General features: G+C 76.1%; 20 protein-coding genes, 1 tRNA gene and 1 pseudogene. 14 read left to right on the top strand and 8 right to left on the bottom strand.

Annotation, left to right across the window (positions count from 1 at the left end; genetic code table 11):
• Positions 1-92 precede the first annotated feature (92 nt).
• The 4 genes from clpP to H3H34_RS08460 all read left to right on the top strand — a co-directional run bounded on the left by clpP (position 93) and on the right by H3H34_RS08460 (position 3909).
• Positions 93-773, top strand: a complete 681-nt coding sequence (gene clpP / locus H3H34_RS08475) for an ATP-dependent Clp endopeptidase proteolytic subunit ClpP (protein ID WP_194744808.1) — start codon at positions 93-95, stop codon at positions 771-773.
• 123 nt (positions 774-896) lie between these two features.
• Entirely contained in the window at positions 897-2408 is a 1512-nt protein-coding gene (locus H3H34_RS08470; RefSeq protein WP_194744807.1) for a hypothetical protein, read from the top strand.
• 182 nt (positions 2409-2590) lie between these two features.
• Complete coding sequence (locus tag H3H34_RS08465) at positions 2591-3250, top strand: DUF4136 domain-containing protein (protein WP_194744806.1); 660 nt, start codon at positions 2591-2593, stop codon at positions 3248-3250.
• 143 nt (positions 3251-3393) lie between these two features.
• Positions 3394-3909, top strand: a complete 516-nt coding sequence (locus H3H34_RS08460; protein ID WP_194744805.1) for a universal stress protein — start codon at positions 3394-3396, stop codon at positions 3907-3909.
• Between the two features lie 46 nt (positions 3910-3955).
• Here the strand turns inward: H3H34_RS08460 and H3H34_RS08455 are convergent, their stop codons facing one another.
• Positions 3956-4471, bottom strand: coding sequence for a hypothetical protein (locus H3H34_RS08455; protein ID WP_194744804.1), 516 nt, complete (start codon positions 4469-4471; stop codon positions 3956-3958).
• Between the two features lie 69 nt (positions 4472-4540).
• Here H3H34_RS08455 and H3H34_RS08450 point away from each other — a divergent pair.
• The 6 genes from H3H34_RS08450 (at position 4541) to H3H34_RS08425 (ending at position 10563) form a co-directional block, all read left to right on the top strand.
• Positions 4541-4617 (top strand) — tRNA-Arg (locus H3H34_RS08450).
• Positions 4618-4720: 103 nt separating this feature from the next.
• Positions 4721-5689 (top strand): Coq4 family protein, encoded by a 969-nt coding sequence (locus H3H34_RS08445; protein ID WP_194744803.1) that lies wholly within the window; start codon positions 4721-4723, stop codon positions 5687-5689.
• Positions 5690-5748: 59 nt separating this feature from the next.
• Entirely contained in the window at positions 5749-7164 is a 1416-nt protein-coding gene (locus H3H34_RS08440; protein WP_194744802.1) for a TolC family protein, read from the top strand.
• A complete protein-coding gene (locus H3H34_RS08435) occupies positions 7161-8216 on the top strand; it encodes an HlyD family secretion protein (RefSeq protein ID WP_194744801.1) in 1056 nt (351 codons plus the stop codon). Before H3H34_RS08440 ends, H3H34_RS08435 begins: the two co-directional genes overlap by 4 nt.
• A complete protein-coding gene (locus H3H34_RS08430) occupies positions 8213-9424 on the top strand; it encodes an ABC transporter permease (protein ID WP_328831628.1) in 1212 nt (403 codons plus the stop codon). The genes H3H34_RS08435 and H3H34_RS08430 overlap by 4 nt, the downstream gene beginning before the upstream one ends.
• Entirely contained in the window at positions 9424-10563 is a 1140-nt protein-coding gene (locus H3H34_RS08425) for an ABC transporter permease (protein WP_194744800.1), read from the top strand. The genes H3H34_RS08430 and H3H34_RS08425 overlap by 1 nt, the downstream gene beginning before the upstream one ends.
• 18 nt (positions 10564-10581) lie before the next feature.
• On the opposite strand, the gene H3H34_RS08420 is transcribed toward H3H34_RS08425, so the two are convergent.
• The 3 genes from H3H34_RS08420 to H3H34_RS08410 all read right to left on the bottom strand — a co-directional run bounded on the left by H3H34_RS08420 (position 10582) and on the right by H3H34_RS08410 (position 13198).
• The gene (locus tag H3H34_RS08420) at positions 10582-11241 is read right to left on the bottom strand and encodes a peroxiredoxin (protein ID WP_194744799.1); all 660 of its coding nucleotides are present in this window, start codon (positions 11239-11241) and stop codon (positions 10582-10584) included.
• A 173-nt stretch (positions 11242-11414) separates the two neighbouring features.
• Positions 11415-12482, bottom strand: coding sequence for a linear amide C-N hydrolase (locus H3H34_RS08415; protein ID WP_328831626.1), 1068 nt, complete (start codon positions 12480-12482; stop codon positions 11415-11417).
• Positions 12483-12631: 149 nt separating this feature from the next.
• Positions 12632-13198 carry a DUF1826 domain-containing protein gene (locus tag H3H34_RS08410; RefSeq protein ID WP_194744797.1) on the bottom strand — a complete coding sequence of 189 codons (567 nt, stop codon included), beginning with the start codon at positions 13196-13198 and terminating at the stop codon, positions 12632-12634.
• Positions 13199-13309: 111 nt separating this feature from the next.
• Between H3H34_RS08410 and H3H34_RS08405 the strand changes: the two genes are divergently transcribed.
• The 3 genes from H3H34_RS08405 to H3H34_RS08395 are packed head-to-tail and all read left to right on the top strand — an operon-like array spanning position 13310 to position 16626.
• A complete protein-coding gene (locus H3H34_RS08405) occupies positions 13310-13681 on the top strand; it encodes a hypothetical protein (RefSeq protein ID WP_194744796.1) in 372 nt (123 codons plus the stop codon).
• Between the two features lie 51 nt (positions 13682-13732).
• Positions 13733-15868 carry a TonB-dependent receptor family protein gene (locus H3H34_RS08400; RefSeq protein WP_194744795.1) on the top strand — a complete coding sequence of 712 codons (2136 nt, stop codon included), beginning with the start codon at positions 13733-13735 and terminating at the stop codon, positions 15866-15868.
• 23 nt (positions 15869-15891) lie between these two features.
• Positions 15892-16626, top strand: a complete 735-nt coding sequence (locus H3H34_RS08395) for a class I SAM-dependent methyltransferase (RefSeq protein ID WP_194744794.1) — start codon at positions 15892-15894, stop codon at positions 16624-16626.
• 28 nt (positions 16627-16654) lie between these two features.
• Here the strand turns inward: H3H34_RS08395 and H3H34_RS08390 are convergent, their stop codons facing one another.
• The 3 genes and pseudogenes from H3H34_RS08390 to H3H34_RS14135 form a co-directional block, all read right to left on the bottom strand.
• Positions 16655-17125, bottom strand: a complete 471-nt coding sequence (locus tag H3H34_RS08390) for an SgcJ/EcaC family oxidoreductase (protein WP_194744793.1) — start codon at positions 17123-17125, stop codon at positions 16655-16657.
• Between the two features lie 32 nt (positions 17126-17157).
• Entirely contained in the window at positions 17158-17325 is a 168-nt protein-coding gene (locus tag H3H34_RS13870; protein ID WP_328831671.1) for a sodium-dependent bicarbonate transport family permease, read from the bottom strand.
• Positions 17326-17348: 23 nt separating this feature from the next.
• Positions 17349-17852 (bottom strand): annotated as a pseudogene (locus H3H34_RS14135) (sodium-dependent bicarbonate transport family permease); the annotation flags it as partial.
• A 163-nt stretch (positions 17853-18015) separates the two neighbouring features.
• On the opposite strand from H3H34_RS14135, the gene H3H34_RS08375 reads away from it, so the two are divergent.
• Positions 18016-18963 carry a LysR family transcriptional regulator gene (locus H3H34_RS08375; RefSeq protein WP_207790821.1) on the top strand — a complete coding sequence of 316 codons (948 nt, stop codon included), beginning with the start codon at positions 18016-18018 and terminating at the stop codon, positions 18961-18963.
• A gap of 10 nt (positions 18964-18973) precedes the next feature.
• Here H3H34_RS08375 and H3H34_RS08370 read toward each other — a convergent pair whose 3' ends face one another.
• Positions 18974-19438, bottom strand: coding sequence for a phosphate-starvation-inducible PsiE family protein (locus tag H3H34_RS08370; RefSeq protein WP_194744791.1), 465 nt, complete (start codon positions 19436-19438; stop codon positions 18974-18976).
• Between the last annotated feature and the right edge of the window lie 212 nt (positions 19439-19650).

Genomic DNA, 19650 nt, shown 5'->3' with positions numbered 1-19650 from the left:
AGCCCGGCAACCTTGCTGCGCCGCCCGCCCGCGTCCGCCCCGCGCCGCCCTCGCCCCTTGACGCCGTGCCGCCGAAGGCCGACGAGAGGGTCATGATCGACGCCCGCACCCTCGAGGCCCTCGTCCCCGGCCTCTCCGCCTCGGCGGCCGCAACCCACGCCGGCCTCGTCCCCATCGTCATCGAGCAGTCCTCGCGCGGCGAGCGCTCGTTCGACATCTTCTCGCGCCTGCTGCGCGAGCGCATCGTCTTCGTCACCGGCGGTATCGAGGACACCATGGCCTCGCTGGTGGTGGCCCAGCTGCTCTTCCTCGAAGCCGAGAACCCGAAGAAGGACATCTACATGTACATCAACTCGCCGGGCGGGGTGGTCACCTCCGGCATGGCGATCCACGACACCATGATGTACATCCGCCCCCGGGTCGCCACCGTGTGCATCGGCCAGGCCGCCTCCATGGGCGCCTTCCTGCTCTGCGCCGGCGAGCCGGGCCTGCGCGTCGCGCTCGCCAACGCCCGCATCATGATCCACCAGCCCTCGGGCGGCGCCCAGGGCCAGGCCACCGACATCGAGATCCAGGCGCGCGAGATCCTGCGCATCCGCGCCCGCATGAACGAGCTCATGGCGCGCTACACCGGCCAGCCGCTCAAGGTCATCGAGGACGCGGTCGAGCGCGACAAGTTCCTCGACGCGCAGGAAGCCAAGGCCTTCGGCCTCGTCGACGAGGTCATGGAGAAGCGCCCCGCCCCCACCGAGGAGGAAAAGAAGGCCGCCTGAGCCTTCGCCTCCGGCGCGGCGCGCCCTTCCCGGCCGGGCGGCACCCCTGCGGCGCCCCGCGACCGGGCCGAAAGATTGCGCAGGAGCAAGGTCTGCCGGCGTTCGGTCGTGTACCGGGTGCCGATGCGTGTTGCTCTTTCCGCTGCGCTCGCCGCCGCTCTCGCGGTCGCCGCCCCCGCCCGGGCCGACGAGACCCTGGACCTTCGCGCCACCAGCCCCGATCCGCGCCTGGGAGAGGTTGTCTCCCGCGTCTTCCTGCGGGACTGCCGCGGCGCCCGCCGCACGATCGACCGCCTCTGGGCTGACCCGGGCGTCGACGCCATGGGCCTCCTCGTCGCCTCCATCTGGGTCTCCGAGGCGTGCGAGCCGCCCGGGCGCCGCCCGGCGCTCCTCGCCGAGGCTGTCGCCCGTGCCGAGAGCCGTGACCCCGATGACCCGACGCTCGCCGCCATGGCGCTCAGCGTCATCCCGGCCGCGGCCGACCCCGCCGCCGCCGAGCGCCGCCATCGCGCCTTCCTCGCCCGCTTTCCGGACAGGGTTCCGGCCCTCAGCCTCGTCGTGCTGCGGCGCAATCTCGAGCCGATCGCCTCCGGCCTCGGCCAGGAGACGGCCGATCGCCTCCGTCTCGACCTGCTTCGCGCCGGCGCCGGCACCAGCCTGCGCCAGCAGCTCGACGTCCGCGACGGGCTCCTGCGCCACGAGGTGCGCTTCGCGCTGGCCACCGGCGACACCGCGCTCGCACAGTCGCTTGCCGACCAGCTCGTCCACCCGGGCGAGATCCGCCTCCTCCTCATGGACCGCGACTTCGCGCCGCTCTGGGCCGCCACCGAGGCGCGGGTCGGCCCCGGCATGGCCGCCGCCACGGCCCGCGGGCTCGAGGCTGCCCGCGCCTGGGCCCGCGAGACGGCGGAAGGCACGGCCGTGCAGCCGCGCGCCCTGCGCAACCTCGCGCTCGCCCTCTGGAACGCCGGCCACCGCCCCGAGGCCCTGGCCGAGGCGGGAGCCTTCTCCGCCCGCGCCCTCGAGGCCGGGAAGCCCGACGCCAGCTGGCTTCGGCTTGGCGCCACGCATGTCCACCTGCTTGCAGCCGACGGGCGCATGGCGGAGGCCGAACGCCGTTCGCGCGACCTTCTCGCCGCCGCCGGCACAGCGCCCGAACTGGTGGCCCCGCCGCTTGCGGTGCGCGCCCGGCTGCTCGTGCGCCACGGGCTCCACACGGAGGCGCTGGCGCTCGCCGAAACCTGGCGGCCACGGCGCGACGACGCCGCGCTTGCCCCGGCCGTCCCCGCTCTCCTCGCCGCCGAGGCCTGCGCCCGGCAGGCCCTCGCCCGCGCCGACGCCGGCGGGGCGCTGCGCCGCGCGGTCGAGGCCGCGGCTGCCGCCGACACCGGCACCGACTCGGCCGAGGCCCTCCTCTGCCTCGGTGACGCGGAGGCGGCGGAAGCCGAGCTCCTCGCCCTCCTCGCCGACCCGGTGGGGCGCGATGCCGCCCTCGTCGTCCTGCTGCCCGCGCCGTCCGGGGCGCTCGCCGACCCGCTCGCTGCCCCGCTCGCGCCGCTGGCCACCCGGCCGAAGGTTGCGTCCGCGCTCGCCCGGGTCGCCCGCCCGCTCCCCGCCACCCTCCTCCCGCGCTGACCGCGCCTCCCGCGCTGATCGCGCCCGCCCGTCCCCGGGGCCCCGTGCGCGCTCCGCCGCGCCGAGGCCCCAAGGCCGCGGGCGCAGTGCCGCACCCCGGCCCCGCCCCCCGGCCGGAAAGCTTCTGTTCACGCCCCGTGGCGCACTGCTATCACACGCAAGAACACCTGAGGGTCCGGTCCATGACCACTGCGTTCCGCCTCCCCGCCGCCCGCGCGTCGGTCGTCCTCCTCCTCGCGCTGGTGCTGGCCGCCTGCGCCACGCCGTTCCGCGCGCAGGTCTCCCGCTTCCAGGTGCTCCCGCCCCCCTCGGGCGAGACGTTCGTCATTGAGCCGGCGGAAGCCCGCAACCAGGGCTCCATCGAGTTCCAGACCTACGCCGCCGCCGTCCGCCAGGCCATGGAGCAGCAGGGCTACCGCGCTGCGCCCGATGCCTCGAGCGCCCAGCTCGTCGTCAGGCTCGACTATGGCGTCGGCCCGCCGCGCGAACGGGTCGACACCCGCCCCGGCGCCTGGGGCGCCTGGGGCGGCTGGGGCTGGGGTCCGGTCGGCTGGGGCGGCTGGGGCCGCTGGGGCTGGGCCGACCCGTGGTGGGGCTGGCCGGGCTGGGGCCCGGGCTGGGGGCCGGAAGTCTACACCTACACCGTCTGGCCGAGCTTCGTCGAAGTCCACATCCTCCGCGCTGCCGACGGCACCCGCCTGTTCGAGGGCCGCGCCCAGGCCACCACCCGCTCCTCCGACCCGGCCTTCCTCGTCCCGCGCCTCGTCGAGGCGCTGTTCACCGGCTTCCCCGGCAACTCCGGCCAGACGGTCACCGTCCGCCTGCCCGAGCGGCGGAGCTGAGCCCCGGAGCGCCGGGGGTCGCGAGGCACGGGAGGGCCGCACGGGAGGGCCGCACGGGAGGCGGCTTGGGGGGCGGTGGGGGGCCGGAGGGCTCGGAGACCCCGCGATTGCGCCCGCCCCGGCCCGCCGCTAGGCTCCGCCCCATGCAAGGGGAGGAGGGCGAGGCCGCCGCGCGGCTGGCCGAGGCGCAGGCGCCGACGCCGGCCGGCACCTACCTCGTCATCGTCGACGAAACGCCCGAGTGCGAGCTCGCGCTCCGCTTCGCCGCCCGGCGTGCCCGCCGCACCGGCGAGGATCTCGCCATCGCCCACGTCATCCGCCCGCCCCAGTTCGTCCAGTGGGGCCGCGTGCAGGACATGATCGCCGCCGAGGCCGAGGAGGCCGCCGCCGCCACGCTCGCCTTGGCCGCCCGCGAGGCCGAGGCGCTCCTCGGCCGTCCCGTCGCCACCGTCCTCCTCCACGGCAAGCCGGCCGACGCCGTCACCGCCCACCTGCGCGACCATCCCGAGATCCGCTCCCTCGTGCTTGCCACCGCCGCCCGCGGCCGCCCGGGCCCGCTCGTCGAGCACTTCGCCGGCGAGCGCGCCGGCACGCTGCCATGTCTCGTCATCCTCGTCCCCGGCGGGCTCGATGCCGCCGCGCTCGACCGCCTGACCTGACCCGCCCGCCCCCGCCGCTCCGCCCGCCCGGCCGCCGCGCCCGGCCTCAGCCGAGCCGCGCCGCCGCCTGCCGCTGCCGGTCGGCGAGGGCGTCCGCCTCGCGCGCCACCCGCGCCGCAAGCGCCTCGAGCCTCTGGCGGTCCGGGTCGTCGGCGGGCGCCGGGTCAGCCAGCCGCTGAAGCGGCGCCAGCATCGCCTCCACCTCGCCATAGCCGGCCAGCGCCTGGTCGAGGCGGGAGAGGAGCAGCTGCGCATCGGCCCAGGCATTGCTCCCGGGCGCGGCCCCGCGCGCCCGCGCGAGCGCCGGCTCCAGCGCCCGGAGCGCGGCCTCCGCCTCGCGTGCTGCCGCTGCCGCCCGCGCCTCCGCCTCGACGAGCCCCGCCACCAGCGCCTCCCGCTCGGCAGCGGCAAGGCCGGGCGGGGAGACCGGCACCTCCACCACCTCGCGCGGGCGCTCGTGCGGGCGCGGCAGCAGGTCGGGGAAACCGCCGCCGGCCGCGCAGCCCCCCAGCAGCCCGGCCCAGAGGAGCGCAAGAGAGACGGGCAGACGCAGCGCGCGCATGGGGTGCCCCTGCCCGCCCGCAGCCGCGCTTGCAATCCGCGGTCCATCGGCTATGCGGCGGGCGGCGACGCGCCCGTAGCTCAGCTGGATAGAGCAACAGACTACGAATCTGTAGGTCGGACGTTCGAATCGTTCCGGGCGCGCCATCGCCCACCGGGCCAGCCTCCCGCGGCGGCATCGCGTCCCGCCCCTTGCGCTCCCGCCCCGCCCCGCCCATTCTTCCCGGCATCGCGGGCGGGAGGAAGCGCCATGGCCACGGCAGCAGAGCGAAGCGCGTTCGAGGAGGCGGTCGAGACCGGCCGCATCGCCCCCGGCGCCGAGCCCTGGTGCGCGGCCGCCCTCATGGCCCACGCCGCCTTCGTCGACCCGCGCGCCGTCCCGGCCGTGTTCGACACGCTCGCCCGCGCCATCCTCGATTCGCCGCCCGCCGCCCGGGCCGAGGTCCTCGCCTCCGGCCTCCCCTTCCTCGCCGAAGGCTCGCCGGCCGCCCGCCCGCTCCCGCGGGCCCTCTGGGAGGCCTTCTGGGCCATCGCGGGGGCCATGCCGGCCGGCCCGGTCGATCCGCTCGCCTTCACCGCGTCGGTCGTCGCCCTCGGCACCCATTATGATGCCGACATGCTCGCCCGCACCGAGGCCGCCCTCCTCGACTGGCCCTGCGTCCCGGAGCTGCTCGCGGCGCCTGAAGTGCGCATGAAGACGGCCGACCTCGCCGGCCGCCCGCCCGAAAGCCTCGGCAGCCGGCTCCTCGCCATGCTCGAGGCCCAGGGCTATGACCTCGAGGTGATCGACGCCGACACCGTGGTCCTCCCCGGCCCCTACCCGGCCCAGAACCGCACCAACCGCCGCATCCTCCAGCTCCACGACATCTGGCACCTTGTCGCCGGCTACGGCTTCACCGGCGCCGGCGAGGTCGCCATCTCCGGCTTCCAGCTGGCCCAGTTCGGCCAGAACTACTCCACCCGCTTCCTCGCCACCGTCGCCACGCTTCTCGCCTTCCACGCACCCCCCGTCGCCGAGCCGATGCTGCGCATCATGCTCGAGGGCTGGCGCCACGGCCGCGAGACGCCTGCGCTTCTCGCCCTTCCCTGGCACGCGCTCCTCGACGAGGAGATCCCCGCGCTCCGCACGCAGCTCGGCGTCCGCCCCTTCGAGAGCCCGACGGCGCGCCTCTTCGAGGAGATGGAAGCGCAGCAGAAGGCAGCGCTCGCGGCCGCCTGAGGCCCCCGGCGCGGGCCCGCGGCGCCGGGCTTGAGCCTTCGTCCGCCCCGTGCCAAGCCATGTCCGTGGGCAGGGGCAGGCAGGCGGCGCGGCAACGGGCGTGGGGGTCGCGCGCCCTCGCGCGTGCCGCCGTCCGCGCCTGCGCCCTGGCGTCCGCGCCCGCCCTCGCCCAGCCCGCCCTCGCCCAGCCCGCCCTCGCCTACGCCGCCGCGCAGGAGCGCCTTCTCGCCCAGTCGGACGCGCTCGCCGCTGCCGCTGCCGGCCTGCGCGCTGCCGAAGCCCGCGCCGAAGCCGTCGAAACCCTCGGCCGCCGGCCCGAGGTCGAGGTCGAGGCGCAGGTGCTCGACTTCCGCAAGACGCTCTTCCTTCCGCTCGGGCCGCTCGCGCCGGTCGCCGAAGCCTTCGGCCTTCCCGATCCGCTCCGCTTCCGCCTCGAGCGGCCGGTCCGCCGCCCGCTCGTCACCGCCACCTGGCCGCTCTACGCCGGCGGCCAGATCGGGGCCGCGAAGGCCGCCGCCGGGGCCCGCGTCGGCATCGAGGAGGCAGGCCGCGACGCGGCGGCCGAAGAGGCGCTCGCCCGGCTCGCGCGCGCCTACTTCGGCGCGCAGCTCGCTGCCGAGGCGCACGCCATCCGCCGCGCCGTCGTCGCAGGCGTCGCCGCGCACGTCGCTGCCGCCCGGGCGCTCGAGCGCGAGCAGCAGATCGCGCCCGCCCAGCGCCTCCAGGCCGAGGCCGCTCTCGAGGAGGCCGAGCGCGAGGCCGAGCGCGCCGCCGCGGACCTCGCCGCGGCCACGGCGGCGCTCGAGGGGCTGCTCCGGCTCGACGGCCCCGTCCGCCTCTCCACGCCCCTTGCCGTCCCGCCCGCGCCGCTCCCCCCGCTGGCGGAATTCCTCGCCGCCGCCGAGGCCCGCCACCCGGCGCTTCGCCGGCTCGAGGCAGGCACCCGGCTCGCGGAGGCCGGAGTCGCGGCCGAGCAGGCGAAGCTCCGCCCCACCGTCTACGCGGTCGCCCAGGCCAACCTCGACACCCGCAATTCCCTCCTCGTCGACCCTGACTACATCCTCGGCGTGGGGCTGAAGTACCAGCTCGTCTCCGGCGCGAACCGCCGCCGCGAGGTCGCCGCCGCGCGCGAGACGGTCGCGCAGGCCGAGGCGAGCGCGCGCGAGGCCCGCGCCCAGCTCGAGACGGGCGTGCGCGTCGCCCACGCCCGCGCCGAGGCCGCCCGCCGCCGCCACGCGCTCTACGCCCGCACCATCGCCGCCGCCGACGAGGCGCTTCGCGTCGCCCGCCTCTCCTTCCGCGAGCTCCAGGGCACCAGCCGCGACGTGACCGACTCCGAGCTCCAGGCCGGCCGGGTCCGGGTCGAGCAGGCCCGCGCCGCCTACGACTATGTCGAGGCCCTCGTCGACCTGCTCGCGGCCAGCGGCCAGCTCGCCGAGCTGCCCCGCTTCCTCGCCGCCGGAGCCGCGCCGTGACCGCCGCCGACCCTCCCGCCGCCGACCCTCCCGCCGCCGACCCTCCCGCCGCCGGGGCCGCGCCCGATGGCGGGCCCGTCCGCGGCGCCGCGCTCGCCCTCGCCGGCGCCGCGGTCGCGCTCCTGCTCGCGGTCGGGCTCTGGCTCGGCTTCCGCCCCGCTCCCGGCCAGCTCCAGGGCCTGGTCGATGCCCGCGAGCTGCGCGTCGCCAGCAAGGTCACCGGCCGGCTCGCCGCCATCCACGTCCGCGAGGGCGAGCGGGTCGAATCCGGCCAGCTCCTCGCCACCCTCGACAGCCCCGAGGTGGCGGCGAAGGAGCGGCAGGCGGCCGCCGCGGTCGAGGCGGCCGAGGCCATGGCCGCGAAAGCCGAGGCCGGCGCGCGGCCCACCGAGATTGCCGCGGCCGAGGCGCAGTGGCGCCGGGCGGAGGCGGCGGCCGAGCTGGCCCGGGTCACCTTCGCCCGCATCGACCGCCTCGCCCGCGAAGGGGTGGTGCCAGGCCAGAAGCGCGACGAGGCCCGCACCAACATGGTCGCAGCCGAAGAAGCCGCGCGCGCCGCCCGCGCCCAGTATGAGACCGCGGTCGAGGGCGCCCGGGTCGAGGACCGGCGGGCGGCGAAGGCGCAGGCCGCCCAGGCCGCCGCTGCCCGCGCCGAGGTCGAGGCGGCCCGCGCCGAGACCCGCATCGTCGCGCCTGCCGCCGGCGAGGTCGGCCGCCGCCTCGCAGAGCCGGGCGAGATCGTCGGCGCCGGCTACCCGGTGATGCTGCTGACCGAAACGGCCGCCCCCTGGGTCACCGTCACGCTCCGCGAGGACCAGATGCCCGGCGTCCGCCCCGGCAGCGCGCTGGTCGGCACCGTCCCCGCGCTCGGCGACCGCCGCGTCCGCTTCACCGTCGAGATGATCGCCCCTGCAGGGGACTATGCCACCTGGCGCGCCACCCGCCAGTCGAGCGGTTTCGACGTGCGCGGCTTCGAGGTGAGGCTCCGGCCTGCCGAGCCGGTCGAGGGCCTCCGGCCCGGCATGTCGGTCCTCTTCGCCTGGCCGCAGTGAGCGGCGCCGTCCCCGCTGCGCCCCGCCCGGCCGCCCCGTTCCCCGCGGCCGCGGCTGGGGCGCGCGCCGGCTTCCGGGCGAGCCTGCGCCGCGAGATCGCGTTCCTGGGCCGAAGCCCGGTGGACCTCGCCCTCCTCGCCGTCCTGCCCCTCCTGCTGTGCGCGCTCCTCTCCTGGCAGCTCGCCGGCGGCGTGGTGCGCGGCCTTCCGGTTGCCGTGGTCGCAGCCGACGGCAGCGCCATCGGCCGCGGCCTCATGGCCGCGATCGAGGCCGCGCCGGGCCTGCGGCTCGCCGCCAAGCCTGCCGACATGGCCGAGGCCGAGCGCCTGCTCCGTGCCGGCGCCGTCCGCGCCGCCGTGCTCGTCCCGGCCGACGCGCCGGCGCGGATCCACGCGGGCGCCGCCCCCGTCCTCCTCCTCGTCAACGCGAGCGTGCCGGCTGCGGCGGCGACGGCCGAGCGGGAGATGGCCGCCATCGTCGCCCACGCCAACGCCGTCCTCGCCCGCGAGCGCCTCGCCGCCGTCGCGCCGCCCGGCGCGGTCCGGCCGCCGCCGGTCGCGGCCCTCGCCACGTTCGCGTGGAACGCGCCGGCAAGCCAGGAGTTCCAGCTCCTGAGCCTCCTCCACCCCGCCATCCTCCACCTCCTCTTCATGCTCGCGGCCGTGTCCGCGCTCGGCCGCGAGCTTCGCGACGGCACGGCCCGCAGCTGGGCGCCCGCGGGCCCGGCGGCGCTTGCCGGCAAGCTCCTCCCGCACCTCCTCGTCTTCCTCGGCTGGAGCGCGCTTGCCATCCTCTGGCTTGCCGGCGTGCGCGGCTGGCGGGTCGAGGGCTCGCTTCCCCTCCTCCTCCTCGGCAGCCTTGCCATGTATCTCGCCTATGCCGGAGTCGCCCTTCTCCTCGTGGGCGCCACCCGCACGCTCTCGCAGTCGCTCTCGCTCACCGGCCTCTACGCCGGGGCCTCCTTCGCCTTTGCGGGTGCCATCTTCCCCCAGCAGCAGGCCAACGCCTTCGGCCGGGTCTGGAGCGACCTCCTGCCCTTCACCCACTTCGCCCGCCTGGTGGCCCGCACCTGGGTGGCCGATGCGCCGCTCGCCCTTGCCGCCCAGCCCCTCCTGCCGATGCTCGCGATCGCGCTTGCCGCCGGCATCCCCGGCGCCCTCCTCTACCTCCGCGCCGCGCGCGCGCCTTCGGCCTGGGGCCGGCGCTGATGCTCTCCGCGCTGCGCGCCTTCCTCGCGGCGGTCCTTGCCGACCGCGCCGCCGCGCTCCTCCTCGTCGGCGCGCCGCTCCTCTACGCCCTCTTCTACCCCAGCGCCTACTCCGGCGAGGTGGTGCGAAAGGCCCCGGTCGTCGTCGTCGACGAAGACGGCAGCGCGATCAGCCGCCGCCTCGTCGCCGCGCTTGCCGCCGAGCCCCGCGTCCATCTGGTCGCGTCGCTTGCCAGCCCGGCCGAGGCCCAGCTCTGGCTCGCCGAAGACCGCGCCGTCGCCGCCGTGCTCGTGCCCGCCGACTTCTCGCGGCGCATCGCCCGGGGGGAGACGGGGACCGTCGCCCTCGTCGGCCACGGCGCCCACCTGCTTCAGGGTTCCGCCGCGCTCGCCGGCGCTGGCGCCGCACTTGCCGAGACCGGGCGCGAGGCCGCGCTTGCCCAGGCCCGCGCCGCCGGCCCGCCCGCGCCGCCGGCGCTCGCGCTCGTCACCCGCCCGCTCTTCAACGTCCGCGAGGGCTATGGCGCCGCCGTCTTCCCCGGCGTCGCCTTCGTCATCGTCCACCAGACGCTGCTCCTCGGCCTTGCGCTCGTTGCCGGCACCGCGCGCGAGCGGCTCGGCCGCCCGCTCCGGCTGCCGCTCCGCCAGCTCGCCGGGCTCGCGCTCGGCGGCCTCGTCCTCGGCATGGTGCAGACCGTCTGGTTCGTCGGCTTCGTCTTCTGGCTTCACGACTATCCGCGCGCCGCTGCGCCTCTGGCCGAGGTCCTTGCGGGCGCTGCCCTGTTCGTCGCCGCCACCGTTGCCGCCGCACTCGCCGCCGCGAGCCTCGTCACGGCCCGCGAGCAGCCGCTCCAGCTCGGGCTTGCCCTCTCGCTCCCCCTCTTCTTCCTCGCCGGCATCAGCTGGCCGGCCGAGGCCACGCCCCTTCCCCTCCAGGCCTTCGCCCGGCTCTTCCCCACCACCTCGGGGCTCGAGCTCATGGTCGGCCTCAACCAGATGGGCGGGCGGCTCGCCGATCACCTGCCCGCCGTCCTCAACCTCCTCCTGCTCGCGCTTGGCTACGGCCTTCTCGCGGCCGCCCGCCTCGCCGCTCCGGCGCCCGCGCCCGCTCCCGGCGCTGCGGCGGGCCGGCGGCGCTGAGCCGCCGGCCCCGGCCCGTCAGCCAAGCGTCCTGCGGCTGAAGTACCAGTCCACCGTGTCGAAGCCCTGGCCCATGCGGGCGTCGGCATCCGCCACCGTCTGCGGCGGCGGCACGATCACCGGGTCGCCCGGCCGCCAGCCCTCCGGCGTTGCCACCTTCTCGCGGTCGGCGGTCTGCAGCGCCTCGAGCAGCCGCAGGAACTCCTCGATCGAGCGCCCGTTCGACATGGGGTAGTAGACCATCGCCCGCAGCACGCCCTCGGGGTCGATGAAGAAGGTCGCGCGCACCGCCTGGGTGTCGGAGGCGCCGGGGTGGATCATCCCGTAGGCCGAGGCGACCTCCATCGAGATGTCCTCGATGATCGGGAAGGGGATCTCCACGCCGAACTTCTCGCGGATGTTCCGGACCCAGGCGATGTGGGCGTAGTTCGAATCGATCGAGAGCCCGAGAAGCTCGGCACCCAGCGCCCGGAACCGCTCGGCGTTGCGCGCAAAGGCGATGAACTCGGTCGTGCACACCGGCGTGAAGTCCGCCGGGTGGGAGAAGAGGATGAGCCATCTGCCCCGGTAGTCGGCAAGCCTGCGGGGCCCATGGGTCGTCTTCGCCGCGAAGTCGGGGGCTGGCTCGTTGATCCGGGGAAGGCCCCGGCGCGGCTCGGTCGAAGCGCTCTCGGTCATGCTCGGTCTCCTGTGCCTTGCCTTGCTCTTGAGGCTATCCTCATAGCCTCATGAACCTCCGCGCGCCAGCGAAGCCTTTCGCTCGCCGTCATCGACTCCTTCGATCAACCGGCCCCAGTCTCCCCGCGCGCGCCCGCGCGCGCGCCGGGTCTTCCGCCCAGCCGCCCGTGCCGCTAGCGGCTGCCGCCCGCCTCTGGCGCGATCCCCTGGAAGCGGAAGGGCTCCGCCCGCACGAACCGCGCCGTGACATCGCCCGAAAGCCCGTGGGCCTGCCGCTCGCCAAGCGCCAGCTTCCGCACGCCCGCCCCCGGCCGGAAGTCGACCTTCCGCAGATCCACCCAGATCGCGCTCGGCGCGAAGGTCGAGTCAAAGAGGTAGAGCTTCCGCTGGTGGTCGAAGAGCGTCCGCCAAAGCGTCGAGGAATTGTTCGGCGACTGCGGCGTCACGAACCCGAAGGGCGTCGAGACATTGCGGATCACCCCCATCATCGAGGCCAGCGCCACGTCGGGCGAAAGGTCCTTCGGCAGCGCGTCCACATAGAAGCTCGCGCGCACGAACCGGTCCGCCGCCCGCGACGAGCCGGGCAGCATCGCCGTCCCCCCCACCGCCTTCCAGTAGGCGTCAAGCGCCAGCTGGGCATCGTAGAAGGGCTCGTTGGTCATCACCCGGTAGGCGCGGCCGTGGTGGATCACCTGCTTGCCATCGACATACTCGATCACCGCCGAATCGCCGCTCGCGTCCGAGATCGACAGGTGCACCGTCGTCAGCCGCCCCGGCTGGCCGGGGAGATCGTCGGTCACCAGCGTGAACGGCTCGGCCCGCATCGCCTCCACCGCCTCGGCCACGGTCGCGAAGTTGTCGAGCACCCACTGCGCCCAGAGCGAGATCGCAAGCCCCGGCTTCGCCCCCGGCCCGAACGGCGCGTAGCGCGAGGGCGTCAGCCACAGCAGGTTCGCGGCAAGCCCCGCCTCGTTCACCCCGTCGGTCGTCGCCACCCCGAAGCCCGAGGCCACCACGCTGCCGTGCTTCGCAGTCCACGTCAGCGTGTTCGCGCCCGTCTCCCCGGTCCGGGCGATGCCGCGCGGCAAAATCCAGAGCTCCGTCGGAATGTCGACGGCAAAGTCCATCGAGCGCGCCGTGATCACCTGCCCCGAGCTTCCCTGCCACACCGCCCGGGTGCAGGCCGCAGCCGGTCCTGCCGCCGGCGCTGCCGCCACCGCCAGCGCCGCTGCCAGCGCCACCCGCAAGCGGTGGCCGCGCCCCCGGCCTCCCCGCCTCGCGCCTCCGTCCGTCCCGTCCCCGCCCATCCTCGCCTCCTCCCGACTGCGCCTCTGCCCCACCTAGCAGGCCGGCCCGTCCCGGCCAACGCCATCCGCCTCCGCCCGGTTCATCACCAGGCCGCCTCCGCCCGGTTCATCACCAGGAGCAGCCGCCTTGCCCCCGTCCCGGCAAGCGGCGGGGAGCGGTGCAGGCAGGGCGGGTGCCGCCCCGGTCCGGCGCCCGGGAACAGCCGCCCCTTGAGGAGGGCGACGTGGCCGGTCGGCACCCGCCGGAGCGGCGCACCAGGGTCGTCGCCGCCGGCGTGCTCCGTCCCCAGCCCGGCGAGGGTAAGCAGCAGCCGCACGTCGGTCCAGTCGGCATGCAGCTTCCGGCAGGCGTCGTCGGCCACGCCTTCCACCCGCAGCTCGAGCGCCCCGGCGCCCGTGACCGCCGCGAACCGCCGCGCCAGCCGGTCCGCGAGCCGGCGCAGCGCCGCCGGCACGCCCGGAAGCAGCGCCGCCACCTCCCCGGGCGCGCCCGAGACCCGCTCGGCGAACGGCGCCTCGGCGGCGAGCGCCCGCACCCAGCGGGCGCCAGGCCCCGCCACCGGCACCGGGTCCACCACCACGGAGATCTCCGGCGCGAGGATCGCCGCCCACGGGTCGCCCGCCGCCACCCCGTCCCCCACTCCAGCCATGCCGCCGTCCGACAGCCCTTGCATGTAACACTGTCTCATGCTTCTGGCCCCGCCATGTCCTGGGGTCAAGCACCGCGCCGTCACCGCGCTCCCGCGTGCGCGCGCCCCCGCGTGCTCGGCCTTGCCGCCCTCCTCCTGGCGCTCGCCGGCCTGCTGCCGCCGGGGTGGATGCCGCGCGCCGGCGCGGCCGGCCTCGAGCTCGTCATCTGCACCGCCGCCGGCCCGGTCGCCGCCACGCTCGACCCGGGCGCCAATGAACCGGGCGCCGATGACCCGGGCGCCGGCGCGCCCGGCAAGGCCGGCCCCGCCGCCTCCTGCCCGGCCGCACTGGCCAAGGCCCCGGCGCCGCCGCTGGCCCCGGCCGTCGCGGCCCCGTCCGCGCTCCGCCCCCCGCCCGCGCCCCTCCCCGCTCCGGCCGCCCTCCCGGCGGTCACGCCGCCGGTCCGCCTGCCGCCGCCCCACGCCCCGCCTGCCTCCGCCTGAGCGTCCCGTCCCGGGCGCCTGCCCGGCCCTTCCACGCATCGCGGAGGTTCCATGTTCGCTGCCGTCTCCTGCGGGCGCCGCGCGCCCGCCTGCCGTCTCGCCCTGCTGCTCGTCCCGTTCGCCCCCGCTCTCGTCCCCGCGCCCGCGCGGGCGGGCGCGGAAGATGCCGCCGGCGAGCGCCCGGTCATCGTCGTCACCGGGCGGCTCTCCCCCTCGCTCACGGTCGACTCGTCCGAAGATGCCGCCCGCGCGGTCGACCGGCTTCCCGGCGGCGCCTCGGTCGTCGCGCTCGACGATGCCGAGGGTCGCCGCCGCGCGACCCTCGCAGACGCGCTCCGCCTCGCTCCCGGCGTCTTCGCCGCCCCCCGCTTCGGCCCGGAGGATCTCCGCCTCTCCGTCCGCGGCTCGGGCCTCGTCCGCACCGGCCACGCCAAGGGCCTCCTGCTTCTGCGCGATGGCGTGCCGGTGAACGCGGCCGACGGCAACTTCGACCCGCCGACCCTCGATCTCGCGAGCGGCGCCTTCCTCACCATCCTGCGCGGCCCGGCCGCGCTCGGGGTCGGGGCCACCACGCTCGGCGGCGCCATCCTCCTCGAGTCGCGCACCGGCCGCCTCGACCCTGGCGGCGGCACCGACGGCGAGGGCGGCAGCTTCGGCAGCTGGCGGGGCGGGGCCTTCGCCGGCGCGGCAGGCCGCAACCTCGACGGCTTCTTCGCCTTCTCCAGCTCGGCGACCGACGGCTGGCGCGAGCAGTCGGCCACCAGCGCCACCCGCGTCTCCGGCAACCTTGGCGTCCGCCTTGCGCCCGCGCTCGAGACCCGGGTCTTCGCCGGCCACGTGGATTTCCGCAGCAAGTGGCCGGGCGTCCTCACCTTCGCCGAATACGAGGCCAACCCGCGCCAGGCCTCGCTGGTTGCCCGCCGCCGCGACCAGGACAACGACATCCGCCAGTCCCACGTCGCCAGCCGCACGGTGTGGGCGCCGGGCGACCACCGGGTCACCTTCGCGCTGGCTCATGACGACCGCTTCAAGGACCACGCCACGCCCCAGGGCATCCTCGAGGAGACCAACCGCACCACCAGCGCGAGCCTCGGCTGGGCGCTCGGCGCGGACTCCGGCCCCGAGCCCTTCGCGGCCAATCTTGGCCTCCGCTTTGCCGCAACCGAGCAGGAGGCGCGGACCTTCGCCTACGCTGGCGGCCTCATGAGCCCGCTGTCGGCGGTGAAGGGCGCGCTCTCGTCCAGCCGCGACCGGCTGGCCCGCAACCTCGAGGCCTTCGGCCGGGCGGAGTGGGCGTTCGCGCCCGGCCTTGTCGCCACCGCGAGCTTCGCGGCCGTCCGCACCAGCCGGCGCGACGAACCCGGCCCCGGGGATCCGCCCACCGGCGGCCCGGCCTACGACCAGCGCTTCTCGGCCTTCCTGCCCGGCGCGGGCCTCCTCTGGCGCCCGGCCGCCGGCGTCACGCTCTTTGCCGGCTGGGCGCGGAGCTTCGAGGCTCCCGCCTTCTTCGACCTCGGCGGCAACATCCCCCTCCAGCCCGACCGCATTCCCCGCCTCGAGGCCCAGCGCGCCGGCACCTTCGAGATCGGCAGCCGCGGCCGGGCCGGCGCCTTCGGCTGGGACGTCACCCTCTACCGCAGCCGGATCGAGGGCGAGCTCCTCCGCCTCGATGCCGCCGGGGCCCTGAACCCGCCCATCGTGAACGCCGGCGTCACCCGCCGCCACGGCCTCGAGGCGGCCGCGACCGCCGACCTTGCCGCCCTCCTCGGCCTCCCGCCGGCCACGCTCGACCTTGCCGCCAAGTGGGACTGGCTCTCCGCCCGCTTCGTCGACGACCCGGTCTACCGCCGCAACCGCGTGGCCGGCCTTCCCGAGCACGCCGCCTATGTCGAGCTTGCCGTCCGCCCGGCGGAAGGGCTCGAGCTCCGGCCGAACGTCACGCTCCGCTCCCGCACCGAGACCGACCTCTTCAACACCCCCGGCGCCGCGGCGGATGGCTTCGTCCTCCTCGGCGCGTCGGCCCGGCTCCAGCGCGGCCGCGTCGTCCTCTGGGTCGACGGCCGCAACCTTGGCAATCGCACCCACGTCTCGGCGGTCAATCTCGTCAACCGCGCGACGCCGTCGTCCGCCCTCGTCTTCCCCGGCGACCCCCGCGCCGTCTACGGCGGCGCATCGCTCCGCTTCTGACCCTGCCCATGAAAGGAGTTCCCATGCCCCGCCCCCGCTCCCCCGCCGCCTCCGCCCTTGCCGCGCTTGCCCTCGCCTCCGCCGCCCCGGCCGTCGCGCAGCACGCGGGCCACGCCCCCGGCGCCTCCCACGCCCCCGCCTCCCACGCAGAGGAGATGAACCAGCGCTGGCTCGCCCCCGACCTCGACGCCGCCGCCTGGGCCCGCCGCTTCGAGGACCCGGGCCGCGACGTCATCGCCAACCGCGAGGCGATCGTCACGGCGCTCGGCCTTCGCCCCGGCCAGGCGGTCGCCGACGTCGGCGCCGGCACCGGGGCCTTCCTCGGCGCGCTCGCCCGCGCGGTCGGCCCCGAGGGCCGCGTCTACGCGGTCGACATCTCGCCCGGCTTTGCCGCCTTCATGGCCGAGCGGGCTGCGCGCGAGGGCCTCGCCAACGTGACCGTCATCCTCGGCCGCGCCGATGACCCGACGCTCCCGCCCGCCGCGCTCGACGCCGTCCTCACCGTCAACACCTTCCACCACTTCGAGGCACCCGAGGCCATGCTCGGCCACCTCCGCCGGGCGCTGAAGCCCGGCGGCCAGCTCGTCGTGGTGGATTTCGACCCCGCCCGCCGCAGGGCGGGGCAGGGGGCGGGGATGGACGCCCTCGACAAGGCGAGCCTCGTCCGCCTCGTCGAGGCCCACGGCTTCCGCCTCGCCGAGGACGTCCCCCTCCCCACCCTCCGGGAGAACCACATGCTCCGCTTCACCCGGCGCTAGCCCGGGCGCGGCCCCTCGCCCGGGGGCCTCAGGGCGCCGGCTCCGGCATTGCGCTCGAGTGGTGGTGGAGGATCTTCCACGTCCCGCCCTCGGGCACGTAGACGAAGCTGTAGCGCGCCCTCACCTGCCGCGGCGCCCCGTCCGGCCCCTGGAGCGTGAAGGTGTAGACCCCGACGTCGGTCGCCACGTCGCAGCCGATGGTCACGTGCCGCTCGTCGATCTTCCCTTGCGGCTTCTGCTTCAGGAAGGTCACGAAATAGTCGGTGATGAGCGCCGGCGTCGTCCGCGGCAGGTTCGAGACGGTGGGCAGCAGCACCGCAGCCCTGGCATAGTTCGCCGCCACCCGCGCCGGGTCGAGGGTCGCAAGGCTCGCGTTCCACCGGTCGAAGAGCCGGGCCACCTCGGCCTCGCTGATCGCGTCGCACGTCTCGGTGCGCGCGGCGGCCGGCCCGGCTGCCGCCGCCGCCAGCATCGAAAGGGCAAGCATCCTCGTCGGCATCTCGCGTCTCCTTTCCGTCACGGTCGAGAAGGTCACAGCCCGGCCCACGTCCGGGCGAACATGTGCACGAGCGGCACGCCGGCCAGCATCCGCCCCGCCACCCTGCCGAAGCGCCGCAGCTGCCGCGCCGCTGCCATCCCCATCTCCAGGATGAAGAGCACCAGCACGCCCCGGAACAGGTCCACGAAGAAGGGCTCGATCCGCTCTCAGGGGTCTCGCCGATCGCCGCGCCCATGAGGAGCCCGCCGCCGAGCAGCAGCCCCCGGCCCCGCAGCGTCTCGAGGAACAGGCCCGGGAGCGGCGCGCCCGGCGCCTCGGCCCGCGCGCTCGCGAAGCGGTCGAGAAAGAGCGCCACCAGAATGGCACGCTCGAGGAGCGCAACGAGCCCGATGACGTAGCCGTCCATCGGCGTCCCCATGGTGTCGGCATAGGTCCGCCCCACGAGGAAGGTCACCGACGGGACCGAGCCGTCGAGCGCGGCCACGCCCGTCGCATCGGGCACCGAAAGCTCCAGCACCCGCCGCGCCACCAGGAAGGCGCCCGCCGGCAGGAGCAGCACGAGCGCTGTTCCCGCCGCAAGCCCGGCGGCAATCTCGGCGGGGCGCACGTCGGCCCGCTCGTGCCGGCCCCGGATTTCGATCGCGAACCGCAAGGGAGATCGGGGGGATCCGGATGACGGGCTCGGGGCTCCCGAGGTCCGAGCGCGCGCGCTGCGCCACCCCCCCATGAGGAAGGCGATGGTGATGGGCGAGACCAGGGTCCCGATCAGCCGCGTCGTCGGTACCCGGCGCCCCTTGGGCACGGCACCGCTGCTGGACGCCCCCCTCCGCTCCCAAGACCGAAGAATTCCTGTCGAACGCATCGCTCGGGTTGCCGACCGGGCGTGCGCCATGCCCCCCAGCTCTATCCGCGGTCCCCTGACCGGGGCCGACCTCGCCCGCCTGCGCACCTTCCTCGCGCTTGCCGAGACCGGCAGCTTCACCCGCACGGCCGCGCGCGTGCTGCGCACCCAGTCGGCCGTCTCGGCCCAGATCCGCCGCCTCGAGGCGCTGCTCGGCGCGCCCCTCTTCGCCCGCACCACCCGCCGCGTCCTCCTCACCCCGGCCGGCGAGCGCCTGCTCCCCCACGCCCGCGCGGTCGTCGAGGCGGCGGGCGCCCTCGTCGCCGCCTTCCGCGACGGCGAGGTCGTAGGCGACGTCCGCCTCGGCTGCCCCGAGGACGTCGCCGGCACCGACCTCCCCGCCATCCTCGCGGAGTTCGCCCGCGCCCACCCCCGGGTCCGGCTCCACGTCGGCTGCGACCTCACGCTCCACCTGGTCGAGCGGTTCGAGGCCGGCGCCTTCGACCTCGTCGTCATCAAGCAGGATCCGCAGGCCGTGCTCCCGGGCGCGCGCCTGCTCCGCCACGAGCCGCTCGCCTGGGTCGCCGCCCGTGCCCTTCCCGCCCCCCTCCCGGGCGCGCGGCTGCCGCTGGTCCTCGCGCCCGCCCCTTGCGTCTACCGCGCGCGGGCCATCGCGGCCGCGGCCGCCGCGGGTCTTGCGCCCGACGTCGTCTACGCCTCGCCGAGCGAGGCGGGGCAGGTCGCCGCCGTCCGCGCCGGCCTCGGGGCCACGGTGCTCCCCCGCCGCCGTGTCCCGGCCGGTCTTGCGGTGCTCGGGCCCGGCTGGCCGCCGCTCCCGGAGTCCGCCATCTGCCTGCTTGCGACGGCCCGGCCGACGGCCGCGGTCGAGGCCTTCGCCCGCTTCGCCGAGGCCCGGCTCGCCGCGCCATCCGACCCCGCTCCGGCCTCCCCGGCCTCCCCGGCTTGCCCGGAGCCCGCGGCGCCGGCCTCCGCCTGACCGCGGCGCCTCAGCCGCGCCCCATCTCCTGGGCGCGGATCAGCCAGTAGATGAGCCCCAGGCTCACCGTCACGAACCCGAGCGCGGCGATGGTCGCGGCGTCGGTCTTCTCGAGGTCGAGGATGATGAACTTCCTCAAGAGCGCCAGCAGAGCGACGAGGATCACGGTGCGCACGTGGAACACCGTGTCGCGGTTCTCGACCGAGACCACGATCGAGCGCTTGAACTCGAGCGCGATCATAACGGTGAAGATGGCCCCGAACACCGACTGGAACACGGCGTGGTCGGTCGGGTCGAGCGAGCCCTTGACCACGAGGCCGAGGAGCACGCGCAGGAAGAGGTTCCACATCGCCGCCAGGATGATGACGACGAGGAGGATCGAGAGGGTGAAGGTGACGAGCTGCTCGAAGCGCTGGTAGGCCGACATCACGGCAAGCCGCGCGCGGAATTCGCGCCAGTCCGAGCCGAGCGACATGTCAGCCCCTCCCCGCCCGCAGCCCGGCGCGCCGCTCGCGCGGGGCACGCCCGCCCCGGGCGGGCCCGGTCGCCGCGTCTTCCGCCCTCCGTGCCGTCATGCCGCCTTCCCGCCTCCTCCGCCAAACCTCCGGCAGGTCCAGCGATGCTCCCCCCGCGCCGTCATGCCGCCTGCCCGCCTCCTCCGCCCACTCGTCCGGCGCCCGCGCCCGC

The organism is Thermaurantiacus tibetensis (genome assembly GCF_015354055.1).
Taxonomy (GTDB): domain Bacteria; phylum Pseudomonadota; class Alphaproteobacteria; order Sphingomonadales; family Sphingomonadaceae; genus Thermaurantiacus; species Thermaurantiacus tibetensis.
The sequence above is the reverse complement of the archived record's forward strand: the minus strand, read 5'-3'. Positions and strand labels throughout refer to the sequence as shown.

Coding starts and splice junctions, on each gene's coding strand:
- H3H34_RS08400 (WP_194744795.1), top strand. CDS start 13,733: ATGTTCGCTGCCGTCTCCTGCGGGCGCCGCGCGCCCGCCTGCCGTCTC.
- H3H34_RS08410 (WP_194744797.1), bottom strand. CDS start 13,198: ATGGCTGGAGTGGGGGACGGGGTGGCGGCGGGCGACCCGTGGGCGGCG.
- H3H34_RS08375 (WP_207790821.1), top strand. CDS start 18,016: ATGCCCCCCAGCTCTATCCGCGGTCCCCTGACCGGGGCCGACCTCGCC.
- H3H34_RS08465 (WP_194744806.1), top strand. CDS start 2,591: ATGACCACTGCGTTCCGCCTCCCCGCCGCCCGCGCGTCGGTCGTCCTC.
- H3H34_RS08440 (WP_194744802.1), top strand. CDS start 5,749: ATGTCCGTGGGCAGGGGCAGGCAGGCGGCGCGGCAACGGGCGTGGGGG.
- H3H34_RS08445 (WP_194744803.1), top strand. CDS start 4,721: ATGGCCACGGCAGCAGAGCGAAGCGCGTTCGAGGAGGCGGTCGAGACC.
- H3H34_RS08420 (WP_194744799.1), bottom strand. CDS start 11,241: ATGACCGAGAGCGCTTCGACCGAGCCGCGCCGGGGCCTTCCCCGGATC.
- clpP (WP_194744808.1), top strand. CDS start 93: ATGATCGACGCCCGCACCCTCGAGGCCCTCGTCCCCGGCCTCTCCGCC.
- H3H34_RS08460 (WP_194744805.1), top strand. CDS start 3,394: ATGCAAGGGGAGGAGGGCGAGGCCGCCGCGCGGCTGGCCGAGGCGCAG.
- H3H34_RS08395 (WP_194744794.1), top strand. CDS start 15,892: ATGCCCCGCCCCCGCTCCCCCGCCGCCTCCGCCCTTGCCGCGCTTGCC.
- H3H34_RS08425 (WP_194744800.1), top strand. CDS start 9,424: ATGCTCTCCGCGCTGCGCGCCTTCCTCGCGGCGGTCCTTGCCGACCGC.
- H3H34_RS08390 (WP_194744793.1), bottom strand. CDS start 17,125: ATGCCGACGAGGATGCTTGCCCTTTCGATGCTGGCGGCGGCGGCAGCC.
- H3H34_RS08470 (WP_194744807.1), top strand. CDS start 897: ATGCGTGTTGCTCTTTCCGCTGCGCTCGCCGCCGCTCTCGCGGTCGCC.
- H3H34_RS08455 (WP_194744804.1), bottom strand. CDS start 4,471: ATGCGCGCGCTGCGTCTGCCCGTCTCTCTTGCGCTCCTCTGGGCCGGG.
- H3H34_RS08370 (WP_194744791.1), bottom strand. CDS start 19,438: ATGTCGCTCGGCTCGGACTGGCGCGAATTCCGCGCGCGGCTTGCCGTG.